Origin of the sequence: Pseudaquabacterium inlustre (genome assembly GCF_038066595.1) — a bacterium.
Lineage (GTDB): Bacteria > Pseudomonadota > Gammaproteobacteria > Burkholderiales > Burkholderiaceae_C > Pseudaquabacterium > Pseudaquabacterium inlustre.
The window spans coordinates 538,685-562,459 of sequence record NZ_JBBUTH010000008.1 but is presented as its reverse complement, the minus strand read 5'-3'; the positions used below and the strand labels follow the sequence as shown (position 1 = coordinate 562,459).

The 23,775-nt window shown below is 73.7% G+C and carries 18 protein-coding genes and 1 pseudogene; 4 read left to right on the top strand and 15 right to left on the bottom strand.

Annotation, left to right across the window (positions count from 1 at the left end; translation table 11 throughout):
* Positions 1-21: 21 nt before the first annotated feature.
* Together AACH10_RS16995 and nosZ are read right to left on the bottom strand one after the other, a co-directional pair.
* Positions 22-2,597, bottom strand: a pseudogene (locus AACH10_RS16995) (4Fe-4S binding protein).
* Between the two features lie 119 nt (positions 2,598-2,716).
* Positions 2,717-4,687, bottom strand: coding sequence for a TAT-dependent nitrous-oxide reductase (gene nosZ / locus AACH10_RS16990; RefSeq protein ID WP_341411646.1), 1,971 nt, complete (start codon positions 4,685-4,687; stop codon positions 2,717-2,719).
* A 312-nt stretch (positions 4,688-4,999) separates the two neighbouring features.
* On the opposite strand from nosZ, the gene AACH10_RS16985 reads away from it, so the two are divergent.
* The gene (locus tag AACH10_RS16985) at positions 5,000-6,142 is read left to right on the top strand and encodes an FAD:protein FMN transferase (protein ID WP_341411645.1); all 1,143 of its coding nucleotides are present in this window, start codon (positions 5,000-5,002) and stop codon (positions 6,140-6,142) included.
* Here AACH10_RS16985 and AACH10_RS16980 read toward each other — a convergent pair.
* From AACH10_RS16980 to AACH10_RS16950, 7 genes are all read right to left on the bottom strand, one after another.
* The gene (locus AACH10_RS16980) at positions 6,139-7,326 is read right to left on the bottom strand and encodes a sensor histidine kinase (RefSeq protein ID WP_341411644.1); all 1,188 of its coding nucleotides are present in this window, start codon (positions 7,324-7,326) and stop codon (positions 6,139-6,141) included. The genes AACH10_RS16985 and AACH10_RS16980 overlap by 4 nt on opposite strands.
* Before the next feature lie 13 nt (positions 7,327-7,339).
* Positions 7,340-7,744: a phosphonate transporter gene (locus AACH10_RS16975; RefSeq protein ID WP_341411643.1), complete on the bottom strand. Its 405-nt coding sequence runs from the start codon at positions 7,742-7,744 to the stop codon at positions 7,340-7,342.
* A gap of 123 nt (positions 7,745-7,867) precedes the next feature.
* The gene (locus tag AACH10_RS16970) at positions 7,868-8,332 is read right to left on the bottom strand and encodes a DUF4149 domain-containing protein (RefSeq protein WP_341411642.1); all 465 of its coding nucleotides are present in this window, start codon (positions 8,330-8,332) and stop codon (positions 7,868-7,870) included.
* 40 nt (positions 8,333-8,372) lie between these two features.
* Positions 8,373-9,542, bottom strand: coding sequence for an ABC transporter permease (locus tag AACH10_RS16965; RefSeq protein WP_341411641.1), 1,170 nt, complete (start codon positions 9,540-9,542; stop codon positions 8,373-8,375).
* A complete protein-coding gene (locus AACH10_RS16960; protein ID WP_341411640.1) occupies positions 9,539-10,318 on the bottom strand; it encodes an ABC transporter ATP-binding protein in 780 nt (259 codons plus the stop codon). The genes AACH10_RS16965 and AACH10_RS16960 overlap by 4 nt, the downstream gene beginning before the upstream one ends.
* Positions 10,315-11,928: an alpha/beta fold hydrolase gene (locus AACH10_RS16955; RefSeq protein ID WP_341411639.1), complete on the bottom strand. Its 1,614-nt coding sequence runs from the start codon at positions 11,926-11,928 to the stop codon at positions 10,315-10,317. Before AACH10_RS16955 ends, AACH10_RS16960 begins: the two co-directional genes overlap by 4 nt.
* Positions 11,928-12,293, bottom strand: a complete 366-nt coding sequence (locus AACH10_RS16950; protein ID WP_341411638.1) for a glutaredoxin domain-containing protein — start codon at positions 12,291-12,293, stop codon at positions 11,928-11,930. Before AACH10_RS16950 ends, AACH10_RS16955 begins: the two co-directional genes overlap by 1 nt.
* Before the next feature lie 124 nt (positions 12,294-12,417).
* On the opposite strand from AACH10_RS16950, the gene gstA reads away from it, so the two are divergent.
* Entirely contained in the window at positions 12,418-13,026 is a 609-nt protein-coding gene (gene gstA / locus AACH10_RS16945; RefSeq protein WP_341411637.1) for a glutathione transferase GstA, read from the top strand.
* 3 nt (positions 13,027-13,029) lie between these two features.
* On the opposite strand, the gene AACH10_RS16940 is transcribed toward gstA, so the two are convergent.
* The 3 genes from AACH10_RS16940 to AACH10_RS16930 form a co-directional block, all read right to left on the bottom strand.
* Positions 13,030-14,016 (bottom strand): hypothetical protein, encoded by a 987-nt coding sequence (locus AACH10_RS16940; RefSeq protein WP_341411636.1) that lies wholly within the window; start codon positions 14,014-14,016, stop codon positions 13,030-13,032.
* Between the two features lie 167 nt (positions 14,017-14,183).
* A complete protein-coding gene (locus tag AACH10_RS16935; protein WP_341411635.1) occupies positions 14,184-15,848 on the bottom strand; it encodes a thioredoxin family protein in 1,665 nt (554 codons plus the stop codon).
* Positions 15,849-15,855: 7 nt separating this feature from the next.
* Positions 15,856-16,701 carry a hypothetical protein gene (locus tag AACH10_RS16930; RefSeq protein WP_341411634.1) on the bottom strand — a complete coding sequence of 282 codons (846 nt, stop codon included), beginning with the start codon at positions 16,699-16,701 and terminating at the stop codon, positions 15,856-15,858.
* A 122-nt stretch (positions 16,702-16,823) separates the two neighbouring features.
* Here AACH10_RS16930 and AACH10_RS16925 point away from each other — a divergent pair, with 122 nt between their 5' ends.
* Both AACH10_RS16925 and AACH10_RS16920 read left to right on the top strand, forming a co-directional pair.
* A complete protein-coding gene (locus AACH10_RS16925; protein WP_341411633.1) occupies positions 16,824-17,729 on the top strand; it encodes a pirin family protein in 906 nt (301 codons plus the stop codon).
* A 97-nt stretch (positions 17,730-17,826) separates the two neighbouring features.
* Positions 17,827-18,282, top strand: a complete 456-nt coding sequence (locus AACH10_RS16920) for a hypothetical protein (RefSeq protein WP_341411632.1) — start codon at positions 17,827-17,829, stop codon at positions 18,280-18,282.
* Between the two features lie 46 nt (positions 18,283-18,328).
* Here the strand turns inward: AACH10_RS16920 and AACH10_RS16915 are convergent, their stop codons facing one another.
* From AACH10_RS16915 to AACH10_RS16905, 3 genes are read right to left on the bottom strand one after another with little or no spacing between them, the layout of a single operon-like run.
* Positions 18,329-20,542 (bottom strand): S8/S53 family peptidase, encoded by a 2,214-nt coding sequence (locus AACH10_RS16915; RefSeq protein ID WP_341411631.1) that lies wholly within the window; start codon positions 20,540-20,542, stop codon positions 18,329-18,331.
* 7 nt (positions 20,543-20,549) lie between these two features.
* Positions 20,550-21,809, bottom strand: a complete 1,260-nt coding sequence (locus AACH10_RS16910) for a phosphatase PAP2 family protein (RefSeq protein ID WP_341411630.1) — start codon at positions 21,807-21,809, stop codon at positions 20,550-20,552.
* 29 nt (positions 21,810-21,838) lie between these two features.
* Positions 21,839-23,680: an adenylate/guanylate cyclase domain-containing protein gene (locus AACH10_RS16905; protein WP_341411629.1), complete on the bottom strand. Its 1,842-nt coding sequence runs from the start codon at positions 23,678-23,680 to the stop codon at positions 21,839-21,841.
* Positions 23,681-23,775: the final 95 nt, after the last annotated feature.

Sequence of the window (23,775 nt, the reverse complement as noted above, 5' to 3'; positions counted from 1 at the left end):
GGCGTGCCATGGGGATCGACCTCAGGCCTGCAGCCAGCCCAGCGACTTCAGCGCCAGGAACAGCGTGGCGCCGATCAGCAGGTTCTTGAAGCCCACGTAGCTCAGCATGTCCATGGGCGTGGCCACGCGGTAGACGCGGCCCCACCAGGGCCCGTCTTTCACGTAGCGCTTGCCGGCCAGGCGCACGCCCACCTCCACCACGCTCCAGCCGAACCACCAGCCGATGATGGCGCCGGCGTGCAGGCGCCCGGTGGCCGCCGCGGCCCAGGCCAGCGTGACGGCCACGGCCAGGCCGGCGGCCAGGGCGGGCAGCAGGCGGCCGCGCTGCAGGCCGGCGCGGCTGAAGGGCCACAGGTGGTCCCAGGTCTCGGCCGCCAGCCATGCCAGCGTGCTGGCGCGCTCACCGTAGGCCGGCTGTGCGCGGTCGGTGGGCCAGCGGGGGTCGACGGACGTCACGGGCGCTCCTTCACCGCAACGATGGGGATGAAGTAGCCATCGGCCCCGATCGGCGTGATCAGCAGGCCGTCGCGCTCGCGGCGCTTGCGCTCCTGGGCCAGCGGCGGGCAGGCATGGTCATCGGTGTAGAGGATCATGCAGTCCAGGCAGTGCAGGCATTCGCGGTGGTCGATGCGGCCATCGTCGTCAATGGCCTGGGCGCCGCAACCGGCCTGGCAGGCGTGGCAGCTGTTGCACGCCTGCTTGCGCTTCAGGCCGAACCAGCGGAAGGTGCTGGGCATGGCCAGCGACGCGCCCAGCGGGCACAGGTACTTGCAGAACGGCCGCTCGGTGAAGATGGACAAGCCCAGCAACCCGGCCGCGAACAGCGTGTACGGCCAGGCGCGCTGGCCCCAGCCCACCAGGAAGGTGGTCTTGAACGGCTCCACCTCGGCCAGCATCTCGGCCAGGCCCATCGAGAACATCGACGTGGCCAGCAGGCCGAAGAACACGCCGTACTTCACCCACTTGAGCCGGTGGTGCCAGCGCGCCGGCACGAGGAACTGCGCCTTCTTCCAGCCCAGCCGCGCGAAGACCAAGCCGCCGATCTTGTAGAGCAGCTCGCTCAGCGAGCCGAACGGGCACAGCCAGCCGCAGAACAGGCCGCGGCCCCACACGAAGACGGTGATGCCGATGAAGATCCAGAACAGGAAGATGAACGGGTCGCTGAGGAACAGCGTCCAGGTCCACTGGAACAGCAGCGCATGGAACCAGGTCAGCACCTGGGTGATGGACGGCTGCGCCATCACGCCGAAGCCGACGAACACGATGCTCAGCACCCAGGCCGCGTACTTGAAGCTGTTGACCGGCCACTTGTTCTTGCGCGTGGCGCGTCGGGTGAGCCGCTCACGGTTGGCGTACACCACGCCCACCGCCACCAGCAGCACGGCAAAGGCCGCGATGGGCAGCGCGCGCTGGCGCCATACCTTGACCCAGGTGGCCTCGGGCTCGGCCACCACCGGGCGGCCGCCCTGCAGCGCGGTGTCGGGCAGCCAGTAGCGGGCATCGAAGTTGGCGAAGCTGCGTGCGCCGGTGGCGCGGTCGACCCGGTTGCCCAGGAACACCAGCTTGAACGGCAGCGCGGCCGAGAAGGCGGCGCTGCGAACGATGAAGATGGCCGACTCGTCGAAGGCCGGCGCGCCGGGCGCGGCCAGGCCGTAGAGGTTGAGGTAGTCGGTGTCGCGGAAGGTGAAGCTGTCGGCGTCCTGGCGCAGCTGCACGCGGTCGTAGATGCCGCCGCGCACGAAGCCCGAGCCCTTGAAGCTCTCCTGGCCCGCGGTGCGCACGATGAAGACGGCCTGCTCGCCGGGTTTCAGCTGCGCCATCAGGTTGGCCCAGCCGGCCTGGCCCAGCAGGCTCTGGCCGATGTCGGGCGGGTTCAGCAGGCCGAACCACAGGTCGATGAAGGGCGCGTCACCGCGCGGCAGGCCCACCTGCTCGGGCTGCACCACCAGGCGCTGCACGGCGCCCTGCTTCACCAGCGCGGCCCAGTCCAGGCGCTGGCCGGTCTGGGTGAACCGCGCCACCGGCCGCTGCACCGGCGGCAGGATGCCGGTCTGGCGCGCCACCGTGGCGGCCGAGGTCATCAGCACCTGGTTCTGCGCGATCACCGTGACCGTGGCGCCCGAGATCGCGTCCACGCCGACGATGCCCTCGTCGGGCCGGCTGTGGCCGATCTCCACCTTGGCGCCGGCATGCTGGCCCAGGTACTGGTGGTTGAACTTCAGCAGCGCGCTTTCGGGGATGCCCAGCAGCAGGATGGGCTCGGAGTGCTTGAGCACCTTCACGCCGACGAAGCGCCCCTTCAGGTCCATGCCGATCAGCGTGACCACCGGCTTGCCCGAATAGGCCGGCGTGTCGGTGATGTCGGTGGACAGCATCACATAGCCCAGCAGCGCGGGCTGGCCGTTCACCGGCGCGCCATAGGCCTCCACATAGGGCGGCTGGCCCTTGCGCTCGGAGAAGCTCAGGGCACCCGGAAACACCTCGGCACAGGGCGCGTGGTCGCACAGCCGCGGGCCATGGATGCCCTCGGGCAGCGGCGCCTCGTAGGCCGTGGCTTTGGCGGCGGCGTTGGCGGCGTCGGCCGCGGCGGCGGGCATGGCCAGGGCACACAGGCCCAGCCACGCCGCCAGCGCGAGCCGGCAGACGATGGACAGCGGGGACATCGGGGTCTCGTCGGGCGCGGCGGGCGTCACACACCGCCGCGCCGGGGTGCCACTCAGGCTTCCACGAACATGCGGCTGCGCATCTCGAGGTGCAGCGCGTGGCAGAAGTGCGTGCAGTAGCACCAGTACACGCCGGGCTTGTCGACGACGAAGGTCACCGAGGCCGTCTCCTGCGGGTTGACGATGAAGTTGACGTTGAACTTCGGGATCGCGAAGCCGTGCGTCAGGTCCTCCACCTTGTCGAGGTTGGTGATGATCAGCGTGACCTCGTCGCCCTTCTTCACGGTGAACTCGGGCAGGCTGTAGGCCGGCGCCTGGGTGGTCATCTTGACCGTCACCTTCTTGCCGTTGCGGGTGATGCCGCCGTCCTTCGGGTCCTTGATGGCGTTCGGGAAGTCGTCGAGGCTGTAGACCTGCTTGGGCCGCAGCAGCTCGCGCTTGAAGATGATGAAATCATGCGGCTCGCCGCGCACCGGATGGTCGCCGGTGAGGATCATCTTCTCGCCCGAGATGTCGACGATCTGCTCGTTCTCGGGGTGCAGCGGGCCCACCGGCAGGAAGCGGTCCTTCGAGAACTTGCAGCCCACGGCCAGCCACTTGCCATCGGCCTTGGCGGTCTCGGAGCCCGAGGCGTTCAGGTGGCCCGGCTGGTAGTGCACATCCAGGCGGTCGACCACGTACTTGGCGGTCTTGTCGCCACCGTGGAACTTGATCGCGGCGTCGACGTTCCACTTCACCACCTGGCTGTCGAGGAACAGCGTGGTGAAGGCGTTGCCGCGGCCGTCGAAGGCGGTGTGCAGCGGCCCCAGGCCCAGCTCGACCTCGGCCACGATGGCCTTGTCGATCTTGTCCAGCTTGCCGTCGAACCAATCGAGCACCTTGGCCAGCTCGATCACCGTGGCGGTGGGCGAGAGCTTGCCCGAGCAGATGAAGTACTTGCCGTCGGGGCTGGCGTTCACGCCGTGCGGGTTCTTGGGCACGCTCACGTAGGCGGCCAGCGCGGTCTTGGGGTCTTCGTTGCTCTTGCGCGTGCAGTCCACCACCGGCACCTTGCTGTCGCCGTAGGTCTTGAACTTGCCGTCCTTCACCGCCTGCTCGATGCGCGCGATGTGGAAGAACACGCAGGCATCGCGCTCGGCCGACATCATCTCGGCGAAGTGCGCACCGCCCTCGGTGTTGTACTGGTTGCTGGCCGCCAGCTTGCCGTCATAGGACGTGGCCACCAGGTCGCAGTTGCCGTCGATCAGCGCCTGCCAGCGCACGTTCATCGTCTCGACGTCGATGCAGGTGAACAGCGCGCGGTAGGTCTCGGGCTTGTCCATGCCCTTGCCGTCGTTGGGCAGCGGCAGGTGGAACTCGGCGCCGGCGAACACGCGCGTGGTGTAGTTGATCTTCTCGTCGACCGGGTCGCGCTTATCGGGGAAGATGCCGTGGAAGCCCTGGATGTTGGGAATCTCGGTGATCTTGTCGCAGACGAAGTAGTCGAGCCGGATGCGCGCGATGCGGCTGTTGATCTTGTCGTTGACGAAGGCGTAGCGGCCGTCGTAGTCGCCGTCCTTGTAGCTGGCGTGCACGTGGTGGGTGTCGCCCACGGTGTAGCGCAGGCTGCCGTCGGCCTTGGTGCCCATCACCTTCTTCGATTCATTGGTGATGCCCCAGCCCACCAGCGCATCGGGCACGAAGCAAGGGATGCGCAGGATCTCGCGGCCCGAGGGCATGCCCAGCACGCGCACATCACCGGTGTGGCCACCGCTCCACAGGCCGTAGTAGGTGTCCAGCTCGCCCGGCTTGGGGTGCAGGCCCGGCTGGCTGGACGTGCCGGCGTGGCCGCTGCCGCCCGACGCAGCGGGCGCGGCGCCCGAGGCGGCGCCCGCCGGGGCGGCGCTCTGGCTGCCGCTGTTGCAGGCGGCCAGGCCGGCGCCCAGACCGGCCACGGCGGCCGAGTTGAGGAAGCGGCGGCGGCCCGGTACGGTCAGCTCAGGCGTGGCCGAAGGGGCGGTCGCAGGGGTCTTGTCCTGGCTCATGGAGGGGGTCCTCGTTGCTGTTGTTCAGACGGCGTCGACACCGGCCCACGGGGTGCCGTGAAGCCTGCTGCGCACGCACGCCGGGGCGGCTCTTGGCGCAGGCTGGATGCTCGGGAAAGCCCTGTCCGGCGGCCTTGAACCAGTTCAACTTTCGAAACGAAAGCCGGTCAGCAGGCTGGACAGGGCCGACCGGCGCTTCCTACGATGGCCGCCATCGGGTGCCGCACCAGGGGCGCCCCTGCCCCTGCACCGAGACGCGCCATGCCCACCCCTTTGCCACGATGCCCGGCACCCGCCGCGTGCCGCCCGCCCATGCACCGACGCCAGGCGCTCGCGCTCGGCGGCGGCCTGCTGCTGCCCGGCCTGGCCACACTGCCCGCAGGCCCGGCCCGGGCGGCCACGCCCGGCACCTGGCGGCAGCAGGCGCAGCGCCCGCTGATGGGCACCACGGTGCGGCTGGTGGCCGAGACCGCCGACGCCGGCCGTGCCGCCGCACTGCCCGAGGCGCTGGACCATGCCTTCGCGCGCATGGCCGCTCTGGCCGCGCTGATGACGCATTACGAGCCCACCAGCGGCACCGGCGCCATCGCGCTGGCCGCCGGGCTGCAGCCGGTGCCGGTGGCCGCGCCACTGATGACCGTGCTGCAGCAGGCGCAGGCCCTGTCGGCACGCAGCGACGGCGCCTTCGACGTGACCATCGGCGCCACCGGGCTGTGGCGCTTCGACGATCCGGCCGCTCCGCCGCACCCGGCGCCCGAGCAGGTGGCCCGCGGCCTGCCGCTGGTGGGCTGGCGCCAGCTGCGGCTGGATGCGCGCGCCGGCACGGCCTGGCTGCCGCGCCGTGGCATGCGGCTGGATCTGGGCGGCATTGCCAAGCTGCCGATCCTGGCCGCCGGCCTGCAGGCCCTGCGCGAGGCCGGCGTGCCCCGCGCACTGGTGGACGGTGGCGGCGATGTGCTGGCCTTCAGCCCGCCGGACACCGCCACCGCCCCGGCCGGCCGCCGCCGCCTGCCCGCATCGCCAACATGGCCCGCCTGGCGCGTGGGCGTGCGCGACCCCGCGCGGCCCGACGCGCTGATCGGCGTGCTGGCGCTACACAACGGGGTGATGGCCTCCTCGGGCGACTACGAGCGCTGCAGCACCGACACGCTGGGCCGGCGCTGGCACCATGTGCTGGACCCGCGCACCGGCCGGCCCGCCACGGCGGCACATGGCGTCACGCTGCTGGCGCGTGCACCCGGCGAAGGCGGCCCCGCCGCGCTGGACGACGCGGTGGCCCGCGTCAACGGGCTGGGCGCTGCGCTGATGGTGCTGGACGAGGCCCGCGGCCGCGCGCTGCTGGCCGGCCTGCCACCGGCCGGCCACCGCCGGGCGGACGTGCAGGCGCTGGTGACGCGGCAGGACGGCTCGCGCTGGGGCGCGCTGGACGGCTGGGTGCGCGCCGGCGCGGCCTAGCGTCCGGTCGTCCCCGCCTCGTGGTGCTCGGCCTCGCCCTCCAGCACCAGCGGCAGGCGCACGATGAAGGTGCTGCCCTGGCCGGGGTCGCTGTGCAGCGCGATCTCGCCGCCATGGGCCTGCACCAGCGCGCGGGTGAGTGCCAGGCCGATGCCGGCGCCCTCGTGCAGGCGGCCGTTGCCGTTGTCCAGCTGGTGGAAGCGCTCGAACACCTGGGCCTGCAGCGTGGCCGGGATGCCGTGGCCGGCATCGCGCACCAGCAGCTCGAAGCGCGGCGGCCCGTCGTCGGCCGGCAGCGGCCGCGCCTGCAGCGCCAGGCTGCCGCCGTCGGGGGTGAACTTCACCGCGTTGGACAGCAGGTGCCACAGCACCTGGCGCAGGCGGTCGGGGTCGAGCATCAGCGCGTCCAGCCCCGCGTCCACCTGCACCGCCAGCGTCTGCCGGCGCGCCTGGCGCTGCGGCGCCAGCGTGGCGGCCACCTCGTCGACCAGCACCTGCAGATCGAACAGCGCGGGCCGCAGCTGCAGCCGGCCGGCCTCGATGTGGGCGAGGTCGAGCACGTCGTCGATCAGGCGCAGCAGGTGGCCGCCGTTGTTGGCGATGCGCGCCAGCACATTGGTCTCCTGCGGCGAGCCCGGCACCAGGCGGCCGCGGCGCATCAGTTCCACGAAGCCCAGCACCACGGTGAGCGGCGTGCGCAGCTCGTGCGTCATGGTGGCCAGGAAGCGGCTCTTCAGATGCCCCAGCTGCTGCAGCCGGCGTGCCTCCTCGGCCTGGGCCGCGGCCTCGGCCTGGGCCTGCTCGGCCTGCACCTGGGCGCTCACGTCGGTCAGCGTGGCGATCAGGCGGTCGGCAGCCAGGCGCTCCAGCCGCAGCGCCAGCACGCGCGCCGGCCCACCGGCGGCCGGCAAGGGCAGGCGCAGGCCGTCGTGGATCAGGCCAGGGGTGCTGCCGCGCGCCGCCACATCGGCGGCCAGGTCCAGGCCCGGCCGCACCTCGGCCAGCAGCGTGAACAGGTTGAACAGCGCACGCCCGGCGTTCAACGGCAGCAGCAGGCGGGCACAGGCGGCGTTGGCCAGCGTCACCGTGCCGTCGTCACGCACCGCCATCAGGCCCAGCGGCGCGGCGTTCAGGAACAGCAGCAGCTCGGCCAGTTCGTCGTCGGCGCTGGGCAGCGGGGGCATCGGGCGCCCCGCGTCAGCGCTGCACGCACACGTAGCTCAGGCGGTCCGGCGGCGCATCGGCCGGTCCGGCCAGCAGGCGCAGCCGCACCGGCGTGGGCCGCATGCGCAGCGTCAGCACGTAGTCGATCGTGGCGTCCAGTGGCCGGGCCTGCTGGCGCGCGCCGTGGAAGCGCTGCGCCACCAGCGCGTTGTCCATGCACGGCGCCACCACGGTGAACAGCGGCAGCCCCACCACCTGGTGGCGGCCCAGCGCGGCCAGGCGCGACTCGGTGGCGTTGTAGCGCTGCACGATGTCGGCGGCGTCGAAGCCGATGACCCCGAAGCCCAGCGCGTCCAGCGCGCCATCGTCCAGGCTGGACAGCACGGACCACAGGTCCGGTTGGTCAAAGGCGGTGCTCGGCAAGTCGGCTGTGTTCATGACCGGCGCTCAAAGGGGGTGGGCAACAGGGGGCTACAGCCGAAAGACACCCCGGTCGTCCGGATATCGGCCGGCCGCGGCGCCGACTTGAGCCCGGCATGCGGCGCGGCGACGTTCAGCGCCTCAGCGTCCCCACACCGCCGCCACCAGCGTCAGCGTGCCCAGCACCAGGTTGACGCCCACCCAGCGGCGGATGACGGCCATGGCCGCGCCAGCGGCCGGCCACTCGCGCGCCGCCACATGGCGCTTGAGCCGCGGGTAGGGCACGGTGACGATGAACGCGAAGATGCCCGCCATCACCAGCCCCAGCGCCAGCATGGCGTGCCAGGCCGGCGGCGCGGTGGCCAGACCCACGCGCCCCAGCAGCGCCAGGCCGGTGAGCAGGATCAGCGGCACGGCCACCCCCACCAGGCGGAAGAAGCGGCCCAGCGTGGCGGCCAGCAGCGGCAGGCGCTGCGGTGGCTCCAGCACCTCGGCCGCCGCCGGGCGCAGGGCGAAATGGGCGAAGGCCATGCCGCCCACCCACAGCACGGCGCCGAGCAGGTGGACCAGCAGCAGCAGTGGCCAGGGCAACCAGGGCAGGTTCATCGGGTGGGGCCTCGGGTGGGTGGCGCGCCACGCGCCGATGTCAGGACACCCGGCCGAGCTGGCGCACCAGGTGCGCCAGGCAGGCCAGGGTGAGCGCCGCCGCCACGGCCAGCGGCTGCAGCAGGTCCAGGGCGGCGATGGCCTCGCCGCTGAGCACGCGCTGCATCAGCGTGCTTTGCGCCAGCGCCGGCACCCACAGGTGCCAGGGCGCCTCGCCGCCCAGGCTGAACAGCGGCACCATCGGCGCGAACGAGCAGGCCAGCACCAGCACCGTGCCGCTGGCCTGCGCCTCCTTCACGCTGCGGCTGCGCAGCGCCAGCGCCATCATCGCGGCGGCCATCAGCGCGGCCAGCGGCAGCAGCAGGGCCAGGAACAGCGCCGCCTCGCGCGGGCCGAACTGGAAGCTGGCGGCCAGCATCTCGCTGCGCAGCAGCCACTGCCCGGGCAGGAAGCTCAGGCACGACAGCACCGCCACGCCCATGGCCAGCAGCGCCACCGCGCCCCACTTGCCCAGCACCAGCGCGGCGCGCGAGGCCGGCGTCATCAGCAGCGGCTCCAGCGAGCCGCGCTCGCGCTCGCCGGCGGTGCTGTCGAGTGCGGTGTGGAAGGCGCCGTACACCACCGCCATCAGGATGAACATCGGCAGCATGCGCGTGAACTGGGCCGAGCGCTGGCGGGCGTCGGCCATGTCCTGCTCGTCGGTCTGGATGACCTGCAGCACCGCCGGCGGCACGCCGCGCCAGACCAGGCGCAGCATGGCCTGCTCCTGCTGGAAGCCGGCCAGCAGCTGCTGCCACTGGCTGGCACTGCTTTGCGCGCGGGTGTTGCCGCTGGCCGTCTTGAGCACCAGCTGCGGTGCACGGCCGGCCAGCAGCGCGGCCTCGAAGTCGGGCGGCAGCACCAGCACGGCCAGTCCCAGGTCGCGCCGGGCCAGCGCGCGCTCGTGGTCGGCGGGCGCGGGCTCCAGCGTGTAGCCCTGGCGCGCGGCGTAGTTGGCCAGCGTGGGCGCATGGTCGATGCCCACGGCCATCAGCGTGCGCGCGCGGGCCTGGGTTTCCAGCTCGGCCACCAGGGCCGACAGGCCCAGCAACATCACCGGCCCGATGGCCACCGAGGACAGCAGCATCACGGCGATGGTGCGGCGATCGCGCAGCGCGTCGACCACCTCCTTCTTCAGCACCTGCAGCAGCTGGCGCAGCATCGCGGTCATGGGTGCCCCTCGCCGTAGCCCAGGCGCACGAAGGCGGCCTCGAAGTCGTCGCAGCCGCTGCGCGCCAGCAGCTCGGACACCGTGCCCTCGGCCACGGTGCGGCCACCGGCCACCACCACCACGCGGTCGCACAGGCGTTCCACCTCCTGCATGATGTGGGTGCAGAACACGATGCACTGGCCGCGCTCGTCGCGCAGCGTGCGCAGGGCCTCGCGCAGCGCGCGCGTGGCCAGCACGTCCAGGCCGTTGGTGGGCTCGTCCAGGATCAGGTGGCTGGGGTCGTGCACCAGCGCGCGGGCCAGCGCGGTCTTCATGCGCTCGCCCTGGCTGAAGCCCTCGGTGCGGCGGTCCAGCAGCGGCGCCATCTCCAGCAGGCGCGCCAGCGTGTCGGCGCGGGCGGCGGCGGTGTCGGCGTCCAGCCCGTGCAGGCGGCCGTGGTAGACGATGTTCTCGCGTGCAGTCAGGCGCGGGTACAGGCCACGCGCATCGCTCAGCACGCCCAGGCGGGCACGCACGGCCTGCGGGTCGGTGGCCACGTCGATGCCGTCCACGCGCACTGCACCGGCATCGGGCTTCACGCGCGCGGCCACCATGCGCAGCGTGGTGGTCTTGCCGGCGCCATTGGGCCCCAGCAGGCCGGTGATGCTGCCGTCGGCCACCGTGAAGCTGACCGAGCGCACGGCCTGCACCGGCGCGCCGGCGCGGCGCCACGGGCCCCAGCCGCGGCCGGTGGGCGGGCCCGGGTAGGCCTTGGCGACGCCTTGCACCTCGATCATCGGGCCTCCTGAACAGCCTGCACGGCGGACAGGCCAGGCGGCACGAAGGCCGGCGGGCGCGGCAGGCGCTGGCCGCAGCTGGCCAGCGCCTCGCGCTCTGCAGCCAGCGCGGCGGCGTCGTCGTCCAGCGTGATGAAGCCGCGCACCGCATCGCGCACACAGGGCTGCGACAGCACGCCATGGCCGGCCTGGGCCATCACGATGTGCCGCGCCTGCGCGCCCAGCGCGGCGGCGGTGCGCTCGGCATGGCGCGGCGGCGTCACCGGATCGGCCCCGCCCGACAGCAGCCACACCGGCACCGGCGATGGCGCCACACGGTAGAAGGCCGCCGGCACGGCGGCGCGCGGCCAGCCGGTGCAGGCGCGCTGGTACAGGTGCCGGAACGCGCTGGCGAACAGGTTGCTGCCGTCCTGCGCGGCGGCGCGCTCCTCGGGCGGTGGTTCGGGCGCGTGGTCGCCCAGGTCTTCGCTGCACACCACGGCATGGTGCAGGCCGGTGGCGATGCCCATGTCGCCGCCGCCCAGCGCGGCACCCAGCGTGGCCAGCGGCGCCCACTGGCCGCGGCTGGCGGCGTCGATGGCGGCGGGCAGGCCGGCAGCCAGGACCGGGGCGTACAACGGCGCGCGCAGCAGCGCGGCAAAGGCGTCGCGGTCCAGCGTCACACGCTCGGGCTGCCCGGTCAGCGGATGCGGCAGGCTCAGCGCGGCCGGCAGGCGCGCGGCCAGGGCCTGCAGCTGCTGGCGCAGCTGCGGATGGCGGCTCGCGCAGCCGGCGTCGGCAGCACAGCCGGCCAGCAGGGCGTCGAGCGCGCGCTGGTTGTCCAGCGCGGCGGCCTCGGACAGGCGCAGGTCGGGCGGCGCCACGCCGTCCAGCACCGCGCGGCGCAGCGCCTGCGGCGTCTGGCGCAGCCACTCCAGCACCACGCGTGTGCCGTAGGACACGCCGATGGCATTCACCCGCGGCGCGCCCAGGCGCTGGCGCACGGCCTCCACATCGGCCACCGCCAGCGTGGTGCTGAAGAAGCGCAGATCACCGTACGGCAGGGCCTGCAGCGCCGCGCGGCAGGCCGCCAGCCGCTGCAGCCGGGCCTCGGCGCTGTACTGCGCGGCCAGCGGCGGGGCCGGCGCATCGGGCCGGTCGTCGGCGCAGCGCAGCGGCGCACTGCGGCCGGTGCCGCGCAGGTCCACGAACACCAGATCGCGGCGCTGGTTCAGCCGCCCGTGCTGGCCGGCGAAGTGCGCCGCGGCATCGATGGCGCTCTGGCCGGGCCCACCGGCGAAGAAGAACACCGGGTCGGCCGCCTTCAACCGCGCCTGCGCCGGCAGCACGGCGTAGTGGATGTCGATGGCCACGCCCCCGGGCCGCGCCGGATCGAGCGGACGGCGCAGCACGCCGCACAGCGCGGCCTGCGGACGGTGGCGCAGCCGGCACGGCGCCAGGCCGGTGGACGGCTCGGGCGGGCTCGATGCGGTCGAGGTGGTGGTTGCCGCCGATGCCACCGACGCGGCCTGTGCGGCCTGTGCGGCCCGGGCCGGCGGCACGGCGGCCGACAGCAGGGCCAGCACGGCCAACGCGGGCGCCAGGGCGGGAGCCAGAGCGCTGAGGCGCATCAGGCCAGCAGCTGCTTCAGCTCGCCGCTGTCGATCAGCTTCTGCAGATCCTGCGCGCCGCCCACCAGCTGGCCCTTGACGAAGACCATCGGGAAGGTGGGCCAGCCGCTCCACATCTTCAGCGCATTGCGGCGGCGCCACTGGCTGAGGTAGCCGCCGTAGTCCAGGTCGTGGTGGGCGATGCCGGCGGCATCGAGTGCGCGGCGCGCCTTCTTGGGCCAGGGGTTGGCGGCCATGCCCACCACCACCACCGGGTGGCGGCGCACCGCCTCCTGCACCTCGCGCACGATGTCGGCGTGCGCATCGGCCACCCGGGCACGGATGGCGGGATGGAGGGCAGCGTCGTCGAGCACGGGGCGAGGCATGGGCGGTGTCCTGCAGCAATGGTGTGGGCGCAGCATACTTCGGCGTTCACCATTTCCGCGGCGATGTGCCGCGCCGGGTGGACGTTGCGGCATCCACGCCACCCACCCCGAAGGAGTCCTCCGCATGAAGCTCTACTACAGCCCCGGCGCCTGCTCGATGGCCGCCCACATCGTGCTGCAGGCCTCGGGCCTGCCCTTCGAGGCCATTGCGGCCCCCACCAAGACCAAGGTGCTGCCCGACGGCAGCGACTACCGCGCCATCAACCCCCTGGGCTACGTGCCGCTGCTGCAGCTGGACAACGGCGAGCGCCTGACCGAGTGCCCGGTGATCATGCAGTACGTGGCCGACCAGGTGCCGGCCAAGGCCCTGGCCCCCGCCAACGGCACGATGGAGCGCTACCGCCTGCAGGCCTGGCTGACCTTCATCAGCACCGAGCTGCACAAGGGCGGCTTCGGCATCTTCTTCAACCCGGCCGCGAACGCCGAGTTCAAGGCCGCGATGGGCGAGCGCCTGGCCGGCCGCCTGCGCTGGGTGAACGAGCAGCTGGAAGGCAAGACCTATGTGATGGGCGATGCCTTCACCGCCGCCGACGCCTACCTGTTCACCGTGACCAATTGGGCCAAGCCCACCGGCGTGGACCTGTCGCCCTACACCCAGCTGCTGGCCTGGCGTGAGCGCGTGGCCGCGCTGCCCGCCGTGCAGGCCACGCTGAAGGCCGAAGGCCTGGCCTGACGCTCAGGCCCCCCGCTGCTGGCGGCGGCGCGCCAATGCCCGCACGCCAGCCAGCGCGGCCAGGCCGCCGGCCAGCATCACCCCGCTGGCCGGCTCGGGCACCGGCAGGCTGCTGTAGTCGTGCCCGCTGGCGCTGGTGAGCGTGACGCCCTGCGTCATCACCTCGATCCAGAAGCCGGCGGTGTTGGCCGCATTGGCCGTGGCCTCCGACCAGGCCACGTAGCCGCCACCCGGCGTCTGGCGGCCGGCCCAGGCATCGGCCTGCGCGCCCAGGCTGGCGCTGATGTTGAAGGTCGACCACTGGAAGCCGCCGGCCGAGCGCTGGGCTTGCGCCACGCCACCGACCAGGTCGGCGCCGGTGAGCTGCATCGCGATGTCCAGCCCCGGGTAGCGCGGGTGATCGACGAACAGCCAGGTGTCCACCGAAGCCGACCCGGCGCCGCTGCGTGCGGCGCTGCCGCTGAGCTGCAGGTGGAAGTTCAGCACCACGTTGGGCACGTAGGTGCCCACCGGCATGTGGACGGTGATGGTGTCCTGCCAGGTCGTCGACGCACGCGCCTGGGCACTGGCCAGGTAGACGTCGTCCACCTGCTTGGTCTCGCCATCGGCGTTGGTGTAGACATAGGCCATCGGGTCGGAACTGGCGCGCGCGTTTGCGTAGGCATGCAGTGCACCGGCACCGGCCGTCGCGCTGGCGCTGGCCAGTGCGCCCTGGCTGAAGCTGTAGCGCCGGCCTTCGTCGGCGTCCACATACACCGTGCCGCTGGATGTGGTGACGCCGCTGCAACCGACCCCGAAGCTGGACGGTGCGCCGCCATCGGCGCGGGTGCTGCCCGAGGCCGAGCAACTGCCTTCTGCCGCGCCGGCTGGCGCGGCCAGCGCCCCCAGCAGCAGGGCCTGCAGCAGGGCCAGCCCCAGCGCCGCGGGGCGGGCCGGGGTGGAACGGGGCAGGCGGCCACAGCCGGCCGCCGGTGCATGCAACGGTGCCATCACGACGTCTCCTGTTCGAGGGCTTCTCTCCAGGAGCACAGTTCAGCACCCGCCGTCCGCCGGCGGCTTGACGCGCCGCAATCCACCGCCCCGCAAACCCGGGGGTGTATGCGCGCAGCCACGGCCCGCGCAATGCATGCGCACGCGGCCACCGCCGCGCGGGGCGATCAGCTGCTGCGCCGGGCGGCGTTCTTCAGCAAGGCCTCGCAGGTGGCACGCTGCGCGTCGGCCGCATCGAGCTTGCCGCACACCGGCTGCAGGCTGGTCTGCAGGCGCTTGACCACGGCCTCGTGCTGGCCTTGCGCGTTCCAGCTGGCCAGCTTGCCGCCCATGCGCTGCAGCGCGCGCGCGCTGCGCTCGTGGAAGGCCGCGGGGTCGCGCGCGGCCTCGTCGATCAGCTGCCGCGCCACGCGCTCGATGCGCGCCTCGTCCTGCGGCGCCAGCTCCACCAGCGCGGCAAAGTAGCCCGAGCCCCACTGCAGCCGCGTGGCCGGGCCCTGCGCCTTGGTGAACGACTCCTCGTACCAGCGCAGCGCCTCGTCGGCACGGCCCTGCTTGCGGGCGTTGCCACCCAGCTGGCTCATCAGGTAGTACGGCGAATGGCTGCGCGCCAGGTTGGCCTTGAGCAGCACATCGCTGTCGGCCCACAGCCCGGCCTCGCCCAGCAGGTAGGCGGCCGAGGTGATGACGGCCTGGCGCTCGTGGGGGTCGGTGATCTCGCGGTCCTCGCGCGCCGCGGCCTCGCGCACGCGCTGCAGCAGCGCGGCGGGGATCTTGGGCGCGCGCTCGTCCTTGGCCTGGTCGATGCGCGCCAGCTGCACGCGCGAGACCAGCGCCGACATGCGGTCGGCGCGCGACAGGCTGGCATCGGCCTCCAGGCGCTGCAGCGCGGCGTCGAAAGCGGTGGCCAGCTTCTGCCGGTCGGTCCCGCCGGGCCGCCCCAAGGGACCGGACGCCCCCTCGGGGGGCAGGAGCGAAGCGACGTGGGGGCGCGATGATCCCGCTTCGGGCGCCAGCGCCTTGGTGATGTCGGTGGCGAAGTTCACCACCACGTCCATCTGCGCGCGGCTGGCGGCGGCATCGGCCAGCACGGCCAGTACCTTGGCGCGCAGCGCGGCGTCGGGCTTCAGGCCCTTGCCGTCGTCGCTCTCGGCCAGGGCCTTGAGCAGCAGGCGCGTGCCGGCATCGCGCTCGGCCGGCGGGCAGGCGGCGGCCAGCTGGCCCAGCAGCGCGGCGCGCTCGGCGGCGGGCACCAGCTGCGATTCATCGGTGTCCCAGCCATAGAAGGCCAGCATGCGCCACTCGCCGCCGCTCAGCGGCTTGCCGGCGCGGGCATCGGCCAGCACGGCCTTCACCGGCCGGCCACCGGCCAGGCCCTGCTGCAGCAGGGCCATCACCTGCGGCGCGTCCACCTCGCCGGGCAGGCGGGTGATCTCGGCGCCCTCGGGGTTGAACAGGATCAGCGTGGGGTAGCCGCGCACCTTGAAACGGCCGCCCAGCTTCTGCGCGCCGGCCAGGTCGCCATCCACATGCACGGCGACGAAGCCCTTGGCCCGGTCGATGAAGTCCTGCCGGTTGAACAGCGTGGCCTTGAGCTGGTTGCACGGCGGGCACCAGCTGGCGCCCCAGTACAGCAGCACCGGCTTCTTCTCGGCCCGGGCCTGGGCGAAGGCGCGGTCGACGTCGGCATCGGCGCCGGCCTGCTGCCAGGCCACGCCCGGGCCGGGCAGGGCCGCGGCCTGGGTGCTGAAGCTGGCCGGCAGGCCCAATACCAGGGTGATGGCGCTGGCCAGGGCCAGGCGGGAACAAGCGCTGCGCAGGGGTGCTCGCATCGGGGTTTCAGGCGTCCTTCGTGGGGATCGCGGATTGTGGCGCCGGTGGCGCGTCGGCCGGCTTGGCGCTTTCCCCGTCGGCGCCGTGGTCAGCCCGCGGATCGGGTTCCGGATCGGCGCCCAGCGCCAGCTGCGCGTCGTCGTCCAGCGGCTCGGGCGTGGCGCGGGCCAGGGCCATCCACACCGGGAAGGGCAGGCGCATCGCGCGCTGTGGCGCCGGGCGCGCCACCTCGAGCGGGCCGCGTTCGGGCGCCACCAGCACGCCGTAGGCCGGCGGAATCTCCTCGGGCCGCGCGATGCCTTCGCGGATCACGTACCAGCACTCGCTGGCCAGCCAGCGGTAGGCCTCGCCCTTGGCCGGGCGGCGCAGGTCCGACAGCAGGTCGGCGCGGCGCACCTTGATCTCGTGCGCCACCGGCAGCAGCCAGGCCTCCTTGGTGGTGTGGCGGATCGAGTAGACATCGGGCATGGCCATCGCCCAGGCAGCATCGGGGCCGTCGACCTCCTGGCCGGCGTCGTCGGTGACCAGACCGACGCGGGCGCGCAGGCTCAGGCCCCGCCAGACGATGCGCCCGGCACGCTGCATCTCGCGCGCCACGCGGGCCACCAGGGCCTCGTGCGCATCGCGCGCGGCGCGGTTCTTCTGCAGCGTGTCGGCCAGCACGGCGATGCCGGCCTCGGTGACGCGCAGCGTCTCGCGCCCGGCGGCATCCAGTTGCTGGGCCAGCAGGCCGGCGGCCAGCAGCTCGGCCTCCAGCGGATCGCGGCAGGGCCAGCCTGCCGAGCGCCACACCTCGCGCAGGCGGCGGCGGTGGGCGGTACCGAGGGTGGGGGAAGACGATGCAGTGGACACGGTGCGCAGCGTAGCGCGGCGCAAAGCGGCCCGGCCACCCGGCCGCGCCATGCAGCGCCGGCGAACGCTGTGTTCAAGGCCCTGTGCACCGCGCGGGCCGGGCGCCGTGCCACGATCACGCCATGAGCACGATCACCGCCCCTTCTGCCCCGAACGCCCCCGCCACGCCCGTGCGCCAGCCGCGCGCGGTGGAGCGCCTGGTCACCGGCCAGCCCACGCAGGACGGCGCCGGCGTCAAGCTCACCCGGGTGCTGACGCAGCCGCTGCAGCGCCGGCTCGACCCGTACCTGATGCTCGACGCCTTCGGCTCCGACCAGCCGGGCGACTACATCGCCGGCTTCCCCGATCACCCGCACCGTGGCTTCGAGACCATCACCTACATGATCGCCGGGCGCATGCGCCACCGCGACTCGGCCGGCCACGAGGGCCTGCTGAGCAATGGCGGCGTGCAGTGGATGACCGCCGGCCGCGGCGTGATCCACAGCGAGCTGCCCGAGCAGGAAGAGGGCGTGATGGAGGGCTTCCAGCTGTGGCTGAACCTGCACAGCGCCGACAAGATGCAGGCCCCCGGCTACCGCGACATCCCCAGCGAGCAGATCCCCGAATGGCGCGCCGACGGCGTGACCGTTCGCGTGATCGCCGGCGAGAGCCAGGGCGTGGCCGGCGCCGTGCAGCGCCCCACCACGCTGCCGCTGTACCTGGATGTGCACCTGGCGCCCGGCGCGGTGTTCGCCCAGCCGCTACCCGAAGGCCACAACGCCTTCGTCTACACCTACCGTGGCGCCGTGCGCATCGAGGGCACCGAGGTGCCGGCCCAGCGCATGGCCGTGTTGGTCGGCGGCGGCATGAACCCGGCGCCCGGCACCGATGGCGTGCTGCTGGCCGCCGGGCCCGAGGGCGCCCGCGCGCTGCTGATCGCCGGTGCACCGCTGCACGAGCCGATCGCCCAGTACGGCCCGTTCGTGATGAACACCCGCGACGAGCTGATGCAGGCGGTGAGCGACTTCCAGACGGGGCGGCTGGCGTAACCGATTCGTACCTGGGCTCAGGTGCCTCCCGAGGGTGGCGAGGTGCTGCGCGTCCGTACACTCGGCGCGTTTGTCACTTTCCCACCCGGAACACCCCATGATGCTTCGCCTGCTGACCGCAGCCCTGCTGGCCACCGTGACGGCCACCGCCGCCCAGGCCGCCGACACCCCCGCCAAGGCCCCCAAGGCCGCACCCAAGTACCTGATCGTCGACCGCTCGTCCGAGGCGGTGATGGACAAGGCCACGGCCGAGGCCGAGTGGGCCAAGCAGATCGAAGCCAAGGGTGCCAAGCGCCTGGCCAAGCTGTATCCACTGGCCAAGTGGGGCTTCATCAGCCAGGTCGAAGGCGGCTTCACCGCCGACAAGACCTGCGTGGTGACCGCCCGCGCGATGCTGGTGCCGCGCGCTGGCAAGGTGCTGCAGTTCGTGCCCGACAAGACCGCCACCGTGTTCGACGCCAAGGCCGGCGCCGATGCCGCCGCCTGCAAGGCGCTGGGCGCGGCCAAGCTGGGCGAGGCCATCGACTCGGTGCTGTCCTCCCTGGTGAAGTGAGGCCCGGGCCGGCCGCGCCGGCCTGCGGCGCGGCGGCGGGCTGCGGTCAGGGCACGCGCAGGCGGCCGTCGGCCGGGTGCGCAGCCAGCGGCCCGGGCCCCAGCGGCGGCTCGGCCGGGTGCCGCAGCCAGTCGGGCGGCACCGGCGTGGGTGCCGGTGTGGCGGGCAGCGCGGCCACCAGGCTGCTGCGCGTCAGGCCGGTGGCCATCTGGTTGGCCACGTGGCGTGCGGCCTGCGGCGCCGCGGCACTGGTGCCGTTGAAGCGCTGCAGCACGGCGCGCCGGTTGCCCGGCAGGCGCATGCCGGGATGGCTGATGCCGGCGTCGGCCGCCGCGGCCAGCGGCAGCCAGCGTTGCGGCAGGCCGCCGGCGCCCGCCGCCAGGCCCGGCATCCCCGAGTAGCCCGACACCGGCCCGTCGTCTCGGCGGCCGGTGTACGCGGCCACGGCCAGCGTCAGCGCGCCGGTGGCCACGTTGCTCAGCGTGTCGTCGCGCCGCACCACACGGGCGGCGACCTCCTGCGGCCGCTCATCCGCGGCACAGCGCTGCGGGTTGAAGAAGCGCGCCGACTGCGGCCGCACCCGGCCGAAGATCACCTCGTCGCACTCGATCCAGGCCGACACCGCCAGCGGCCCGTCGCCGCCCTGGCGCACGCGCAGGAGCCAGGGCCCGGCCGGCGCGGGTGCTTGGCGGGTCACGCTGCTGGTGGTGCCCCAGATGGCCAGCAGGGCCATCGGCCGGTCGGTGGCCTGCACCACCTCGGAGTACAGCAGCAGTGCGGCGCACGGCTGGTCGGGCTGGCAGCGCCATTCCATCTCGGGTGTGCGGCCGTCCACGCGCAGGCAGGTGCCGTCGGGCGCCGTCACCTCGATCGCCACCTGGTCGAGCGCGGTGCCGGGCGGCAGCCACAACTCCACGCAGCTGTCGAAGGGCTGGGCCGGCGGCACGAACAGGCCCAGCTCGGCCCACCCACCGGCCGGCACCTCCAGCGCCGCATGGCTGGCGTTCAGCCGGCTGTTGCCGGCGGCCAGCGTGATGGCCAGGTGCTCGTCGGCCTGCAGCAACTCGTCCATCGCCCGTTCGAACATGGCCTGGCCGGCACGTGCCGCCGCGTGCGCGCCCGACGACAGGTTGACCACCACCGGCAGGCGCGCCGGCGGCGTGGCGGCCGGGTCCGCCGCCGCGCCATCGGCCGGCGCCCAGTGGAAGCGGCTCCGCGCCTCGGCGGTGATGAAGCGCAGACCGTCCAGCGCATTGACCGGCAGCCAGCGGCCCGAGGACACCTCGGACTGCTCGCGCGGCAGGTCCACCACCAGCAGCGGGCTGCGCGAGGCCACATCGCCCGGCGGCGCATGCAGCGCGGCAGGCGGCTGCTCGGCCGGCGGCAGGCCGGCGGGCCACCGCGCCACCAGGCCCGCCGCGGGCGCGGCCGCCAGCGCCAGCACGCCGCTGCCGTGCGAGGCCCGCGACAGCAGCGCACGCGACGGCTTGAGCCAGCGCCGGGCCGGGTGGGTGGCGCTGGCCGGCGCGGTGTCCATCACCGCGTACGCGGTCTCGTAGCAGCGGGCCTCGTCGACCGCGCCGTCGATGCGGTGCGCGTCCAGCAGCGCCTGCAGGGCGTCGTGGCCCAGCATCCGGCCATGCGTGAAGCCGGGCGGCAGCTGCCAGGGCGGCTGCGCCACGTCACGCGTGGTGCACTGCCACAGGGCGGCCACGCGGGTGGTCCCGGTGGCATCCAGCAGGCCGGCATGGGCGAAGGGGCAGCCGTAGTCGATGACGCCCAGCACCACCGCCGCCGGCCGGGTGAGCGGCCGCACCGGACCGGCCGGCGCGCCCGGCGCCGATGTGGCCGCGCCGCGCGGGTAGCCCAGCTGCAGCCGCGCCACGGCCGGGTTGCCCAGCACGCCGGCCACGCGCGCGGCCAGTGCCGGCGGCGGCAGCGTGGGTTGGCCGGGCAGCGCGGTGGCGATGCGCAGCGTGGCAAAACGCGAGGGCGTGCCGCGGCCGGGCAGCGGCTCGTCGTAGGCCGCGGGCACCTCGGCCCCGAACACCGGGCTGCGCACGGCGTCCCAGCCAGGGCTGTCGGCGCTGCGCTCGACGACGAAGGACAGCTGCGCCGGCAGCCGCCCACCGGGCATCAGCGGGCGCCAGGCGCTCAGCTCGGCCCAGCGCAGGTAGGGGTCGCGCGGTCGCGCGGCGGCGGCGCTGCCGGGGGCCCAGATCGCCGAGGGCTGCGGCACGGTGGGGGCGGGGGCGGCCATCGCCGGCTCAGCGCCAGTCGCCCCACTCGTCCCAGGCCAGGGCCCAGGCATGGCGCAGCACGCCGCGGCCCGGCTCGGGCGAGACGGCGTCGCGGTCGGCCACCGTGTCCTGGGCCGGCTCGAGCGCCGGTTGCGCATCCAGCGCCTCGACATAGGCCGGCAGCGCGCGCTGCGCGGTGACGCCGGCCGCGTCCAGCGGCTCGTGGCGGTCGAAGTCGCGCATCAGCGCCGGCCAGGGCAGCTGCGTGGCCGGATCGCGCCAGGCCTCGCCGTCGAAGCCGCGCGGCTGCCAGCCACCGCCCAGGCAGCGGGCGCGCACATAGCCCGCGAAGGTCTCGCCGACCAGGCGCCCGGCGACGTTGTCGATCGGGAAGTGAACGCCGGCCACGACGCGGTTGTCGGCGATGCGCTTGGCCAGGCGCTGCAGCTGGGTGTCGAACGCGCTGCCGACGGCCTGGCCGCTGAGCATCTGCAGCAGCCGCGCCACCAGGAAGGCCTCGGCCGCATGGCCGCAGGGAAAGGCGCCGAAGCGGCGCGGGTTGATCATCGGCTGGATGCTGGGCGAATAGGCCGTGGGTCGCGGGCACGCGAAGCTGTGCTTGGCCATCTGGTTCAGGTGCGACAGCGCCTGCAGCGCCACCGCCAGCAGCTCCAGCGTGCGCCGGTGCTGGGTGGGGTTGAGGTCGGCGATGGACGCCCAGAACTGCATCGGGATGCCGATCTGGCCGACGATCTCGGACAGCCGCTCCTGGCGCAGGTCGGCCATGTCGAACACCATCTGCACCTGGGCCTCGAACAGCGCCTGCGGCGGGCGGCGCAGGCGCATCACCAGCGCCACCGCGTCCAGCTGCGGAACGCCCGCGGCATCGGCGCCCATCTGGCGGTGCCACACCATCAGACGGTCGCCGGACAGGCGCCAATGCAGCGGCTCCATCAGCGCGGTGATGCAGTTCTCGACCCGGATGTCGTCGGACCACCGGGCGGCGCTGCCGGGCCGACCCACCGCGGGCAGCGCCAGCGGGCGCGCCGGCGACCAGCCCGCGGCCAGGCGCGGCTCGACCAGCTCCTCGCGGCTGGCGGTGAGGGCGAAGCTCATGGCCGCATCGGCGCCCGGACCCAGGCCCGAGGTGGGCGCCGCGGCCGCCTGCGCGAAATGCGGCACCCAGGCGCCATAGGCCCCTTGTGCACCTTGCGCGCCTTGTGCGCCTTGGGCTCCCTGCGCACCCTGGGCGCCTTGCGCGCCCTGCAGGCTGCTGTAGATCGTCATGCGAAAACTCCTCCCTGGATGGCGACGGGCTAGCCGGCCGGCAAGCCGGCATCGGCGAGTGCGCGGGCGAACAGCCGGTTCTGCTCGCTGTCGACCGCGGCGCGCGACAGGAACTGGCGCACGCTGGAACCGGGCTCGACCGCCCGCAGGCGCAGCACGGTGGCGCGCGCGTCGTCGGTGCGGCCCAGCATCATCTGGGCGATGGCCAGGGCCCGGTAGCTCGAGCCATGCATGCAGTTGGCGCGGATGGCGCGCTCGGCCAGCTCGACCGCGCGGGCGTACTGCCGGGCCCCCATCGCCGCGGTGGCGCTGAGCGAGTCGTAGTAGAAGCGCAGGGGGTCGAGCGGCGACAACTGCAGGGACCTTTCGCTGGATGCCAGGGCGGCCTCGCCCTCGCCGAGAAAGCCGTGGGCCACGCCCTTGAGCAGCCAGGCCAGCGGCTCGCTCGGGTTGCGCGTCAGGGCCAGCTCATAGTAGGAGCGGGCGCCGGCCATGTCGAGGTGGGCGCCGGCCCGCACCGAGCCGGCCATCGTCAAGGCCAATGAGGAATCCGGGTCGCGGTCGAGCGCGCGCTGCGCCTGGTCGCTGGCCAGGGCGCTGTCGCGCGCGACGTCGGGCGACCAGCCCTGCACGATGCGGAACACATGCCAGCGCGCCAGCCAGGCCGCCGGCACGGCATGGCGTGGCGCGCGCTCACGCAGGGCCTGCAGCATGTCGTGCGCGCGCTCGAAGTCGCTGCGCGAGAAGCGGTGCAGCATGCCCACCGCCGCCAGGTACAGCGTGTGCGTGGCCAGGTTGGGCAGCGGCTGGCCGCGGGCGATGTCGAGCTCGGTGACGGACAGCGCGTCTGCCACGGCCAGCACCACCTCGCCGAGCCAGGGCGGCCCGGCATCGGCCACCGCCGCCGCGGCGCAGGCGCGCTCGGCCTCCCACACGCAGCGACCGGTGCGCACATGCAGCAGGCGCAGTTGCACGGCCAGCCGGTGCGCCTCGGTCGGCAGGCGCAGGCCGGCGAGCACGTAGTCGGCCCCCAGGCGCTGACCGGCCTCGGCGGGCGCGATGCCGCGTCCGCGAAAGGCGTTGGACGACAGCATCGACGTGATCTGCAGCAGCGGGCTGGCCGACAGCGCGGCGGCCAGGCGGTCGACCAGCACATCGCCTGCATCGGGACCGGCACCGGGGGCGGCACCGGGGCCCGTGGCTGCAGTCGGCGCCACCGCGCACGCCGCGTCCCAAGCCAGCGGCAGCACCGCCAGGCGCGGCCGGATGTCGGGCGGGGCCTGGTGACCGCCGTCGGGCGCGCGGGCCCCGGCCCCGGCGGTCAGCACCTCCGCTGCCGGGCCTGCCCGCAGGCGGTAGGCGCGCAGCGGTTGCGGCACATGCTTGACGAAGACCTCGCCCTGGTCGACCAGCTGGCCGTCCAGCGGCTCGGTGAGCTGGTCGCGCACCTCGGCGCTGAGCCACACCTCGTCAGGCTGGGCCAGTGCCGCCAGGCGAGCGGCCAGGCCCAGGCCCTGGCCATAGGCGCCACCGTCCTCGTCCAGCAGCAGCGACGCGCAATGCAGGCCGATGCGCAGCTGCAGCGGCGCCAGGCCGGCGGCGGCATCGCCGCTGGCGGGCAGCGCCGCCAGGCTGGCCAGGGCCGCGGCGGCGGCCTGGCGCGGCGACTCGAAGCTGGCCAGCAGCCCGTCGCCACGGCGCTCGAGCACGCGGCCACCGAACTGCTGCACGTAGCGCTGCCCCAGCCCGCGCACCAGGCGCTGCACGCGGGCGGCATGCAGCGGCTCGTCCTGCGCGATCAGGCGCATGGACTCCACCACATCGGCAAACAGCACCGTGGCCTGCACGGTCTGCAGCGGACCTTCGCTCACGCCGGTGTCCTCCCCCTGCCGGCCCCGGGTGGCCAGCGACGCCCCGAGCCCGCCGCGACGATAGCCCGCGGCCGGGGCCACCGCCACCGCGCCGG

Bases quoted from the DNA above. Each gene is read 5' to 3' on its own strand.
- nosZ (WP_341411646.1), bottom strand. From the start codon at position 4,687: ATGAGCCAGGACAAGACCCCTGCGACCGCCCCTTCGGCCACGCCTGAG.
- AACH10_RS16985 (WP_341411645.1), top strand. From the start codon at position 5,000: ATGCACCGACGCCAGGCGCTCGCGCTCGGCGGCGGCCTGCTGCTGCCC.
- AACH10_RS16980 (WP_341411644.1), bottom strand. From the start codon at position 7,326: ATGCCCCCGCTGCCCAGCGCCGACGACGAACTGGCCGAGCTGCTGCTG.
- AACH10_RS16975 (WP_341411643.1), bottom strand. From the start codon at position 7,744: ATGAACACAGCCGACTTGCCGAGCACCGCCTTTGACCAACCGGACCTG.
- AACH10_RS16970 (WP_341411642.1), bottom strand. From the start codon at position 8,332: ATGAACCTGCCCTGGTTGCCCTGGCCACTGCTGCTGCTGGTCCACCTG.
- AACH10_RS16965 (WP_341411641.1), bottom strand. From the start codon at position 9,542: ATGACCGCGATGCTGCGCCAGCTGCTGCAGGTGCTGAAGAAGGAGGTG.
- AACH10_RS16960 (WP_341411640.1), bottom strand. From the start codon at position 10,318: ATGATCGAGGTGCAAGGCGTCGCCAAGGCCTACCCGGGCCCGCCCACC.
- AACH10_RS16955 (WP_341411639.1), bottom strand. From the start codon at position 11,928: ATGCGCCTCAGCGCTCTGGCTCCCGCCCTGGCGCCCGCGTTGGCCGTG.
- AACH10_RS16950 (WP_341411638.1), bottom strand. From the start codon at position 12,293: ATGCCTCGCCCCGTGCTCGACGACGCTGCCCTCCATCCCGCCATCCGT.
- gstA (WP_341411637.1), top strand. From the start codon at position 12,418: ATGAAGCTCTACTACAGCCCCGGCGCCTGCTCGATGGCCGCCCACATC.
- AACH10_RS16940 (WP_341411636.1), bottom strand. From the start codon at position 14,016: ATGGCACCGTTGCATGCACCGGCGGCCGGCTGTGGCCGCCTGCCCCGT.
- AACH10_RS16935 (WP_341411635.1), bottom strand. From the start codon at position 15,848: ATGCGAGCACCCCTGCGCAGCGCTTGTTCCCGCCTGGCCCTGGCCAGC.
- AACH10_RS16925 (WP_341411633.1), top strand. From the start codon at position 16,824: ATGAGCACGATCACCGCCCCTTCTGCCCCGAACGCCCCCGCCACGCCC.
- AACH10_RS16920 (WP_341411632.1), top strand. From the start codon at position 17,827: ATGATGCTTCGCCTGCTGACCGCAGCCCTGCTGGCCACCGTGACGGCC.
- AACH10_RS16915 (WP_341411631.1), bottom strand. From the start codon at position 20,542: ATGGCCGCCCCCGCCCCCACCGTGCCGCAGCCCTCGGCGATCTGGGCC.
- AACH10_RS16910 (WP_341411630.1), bottom strand. From the start codon at position 21,809: ATGACGATCTACAGCAGCCTGCAGGGCGCGCAAGGCGCCCAGGGTGCG.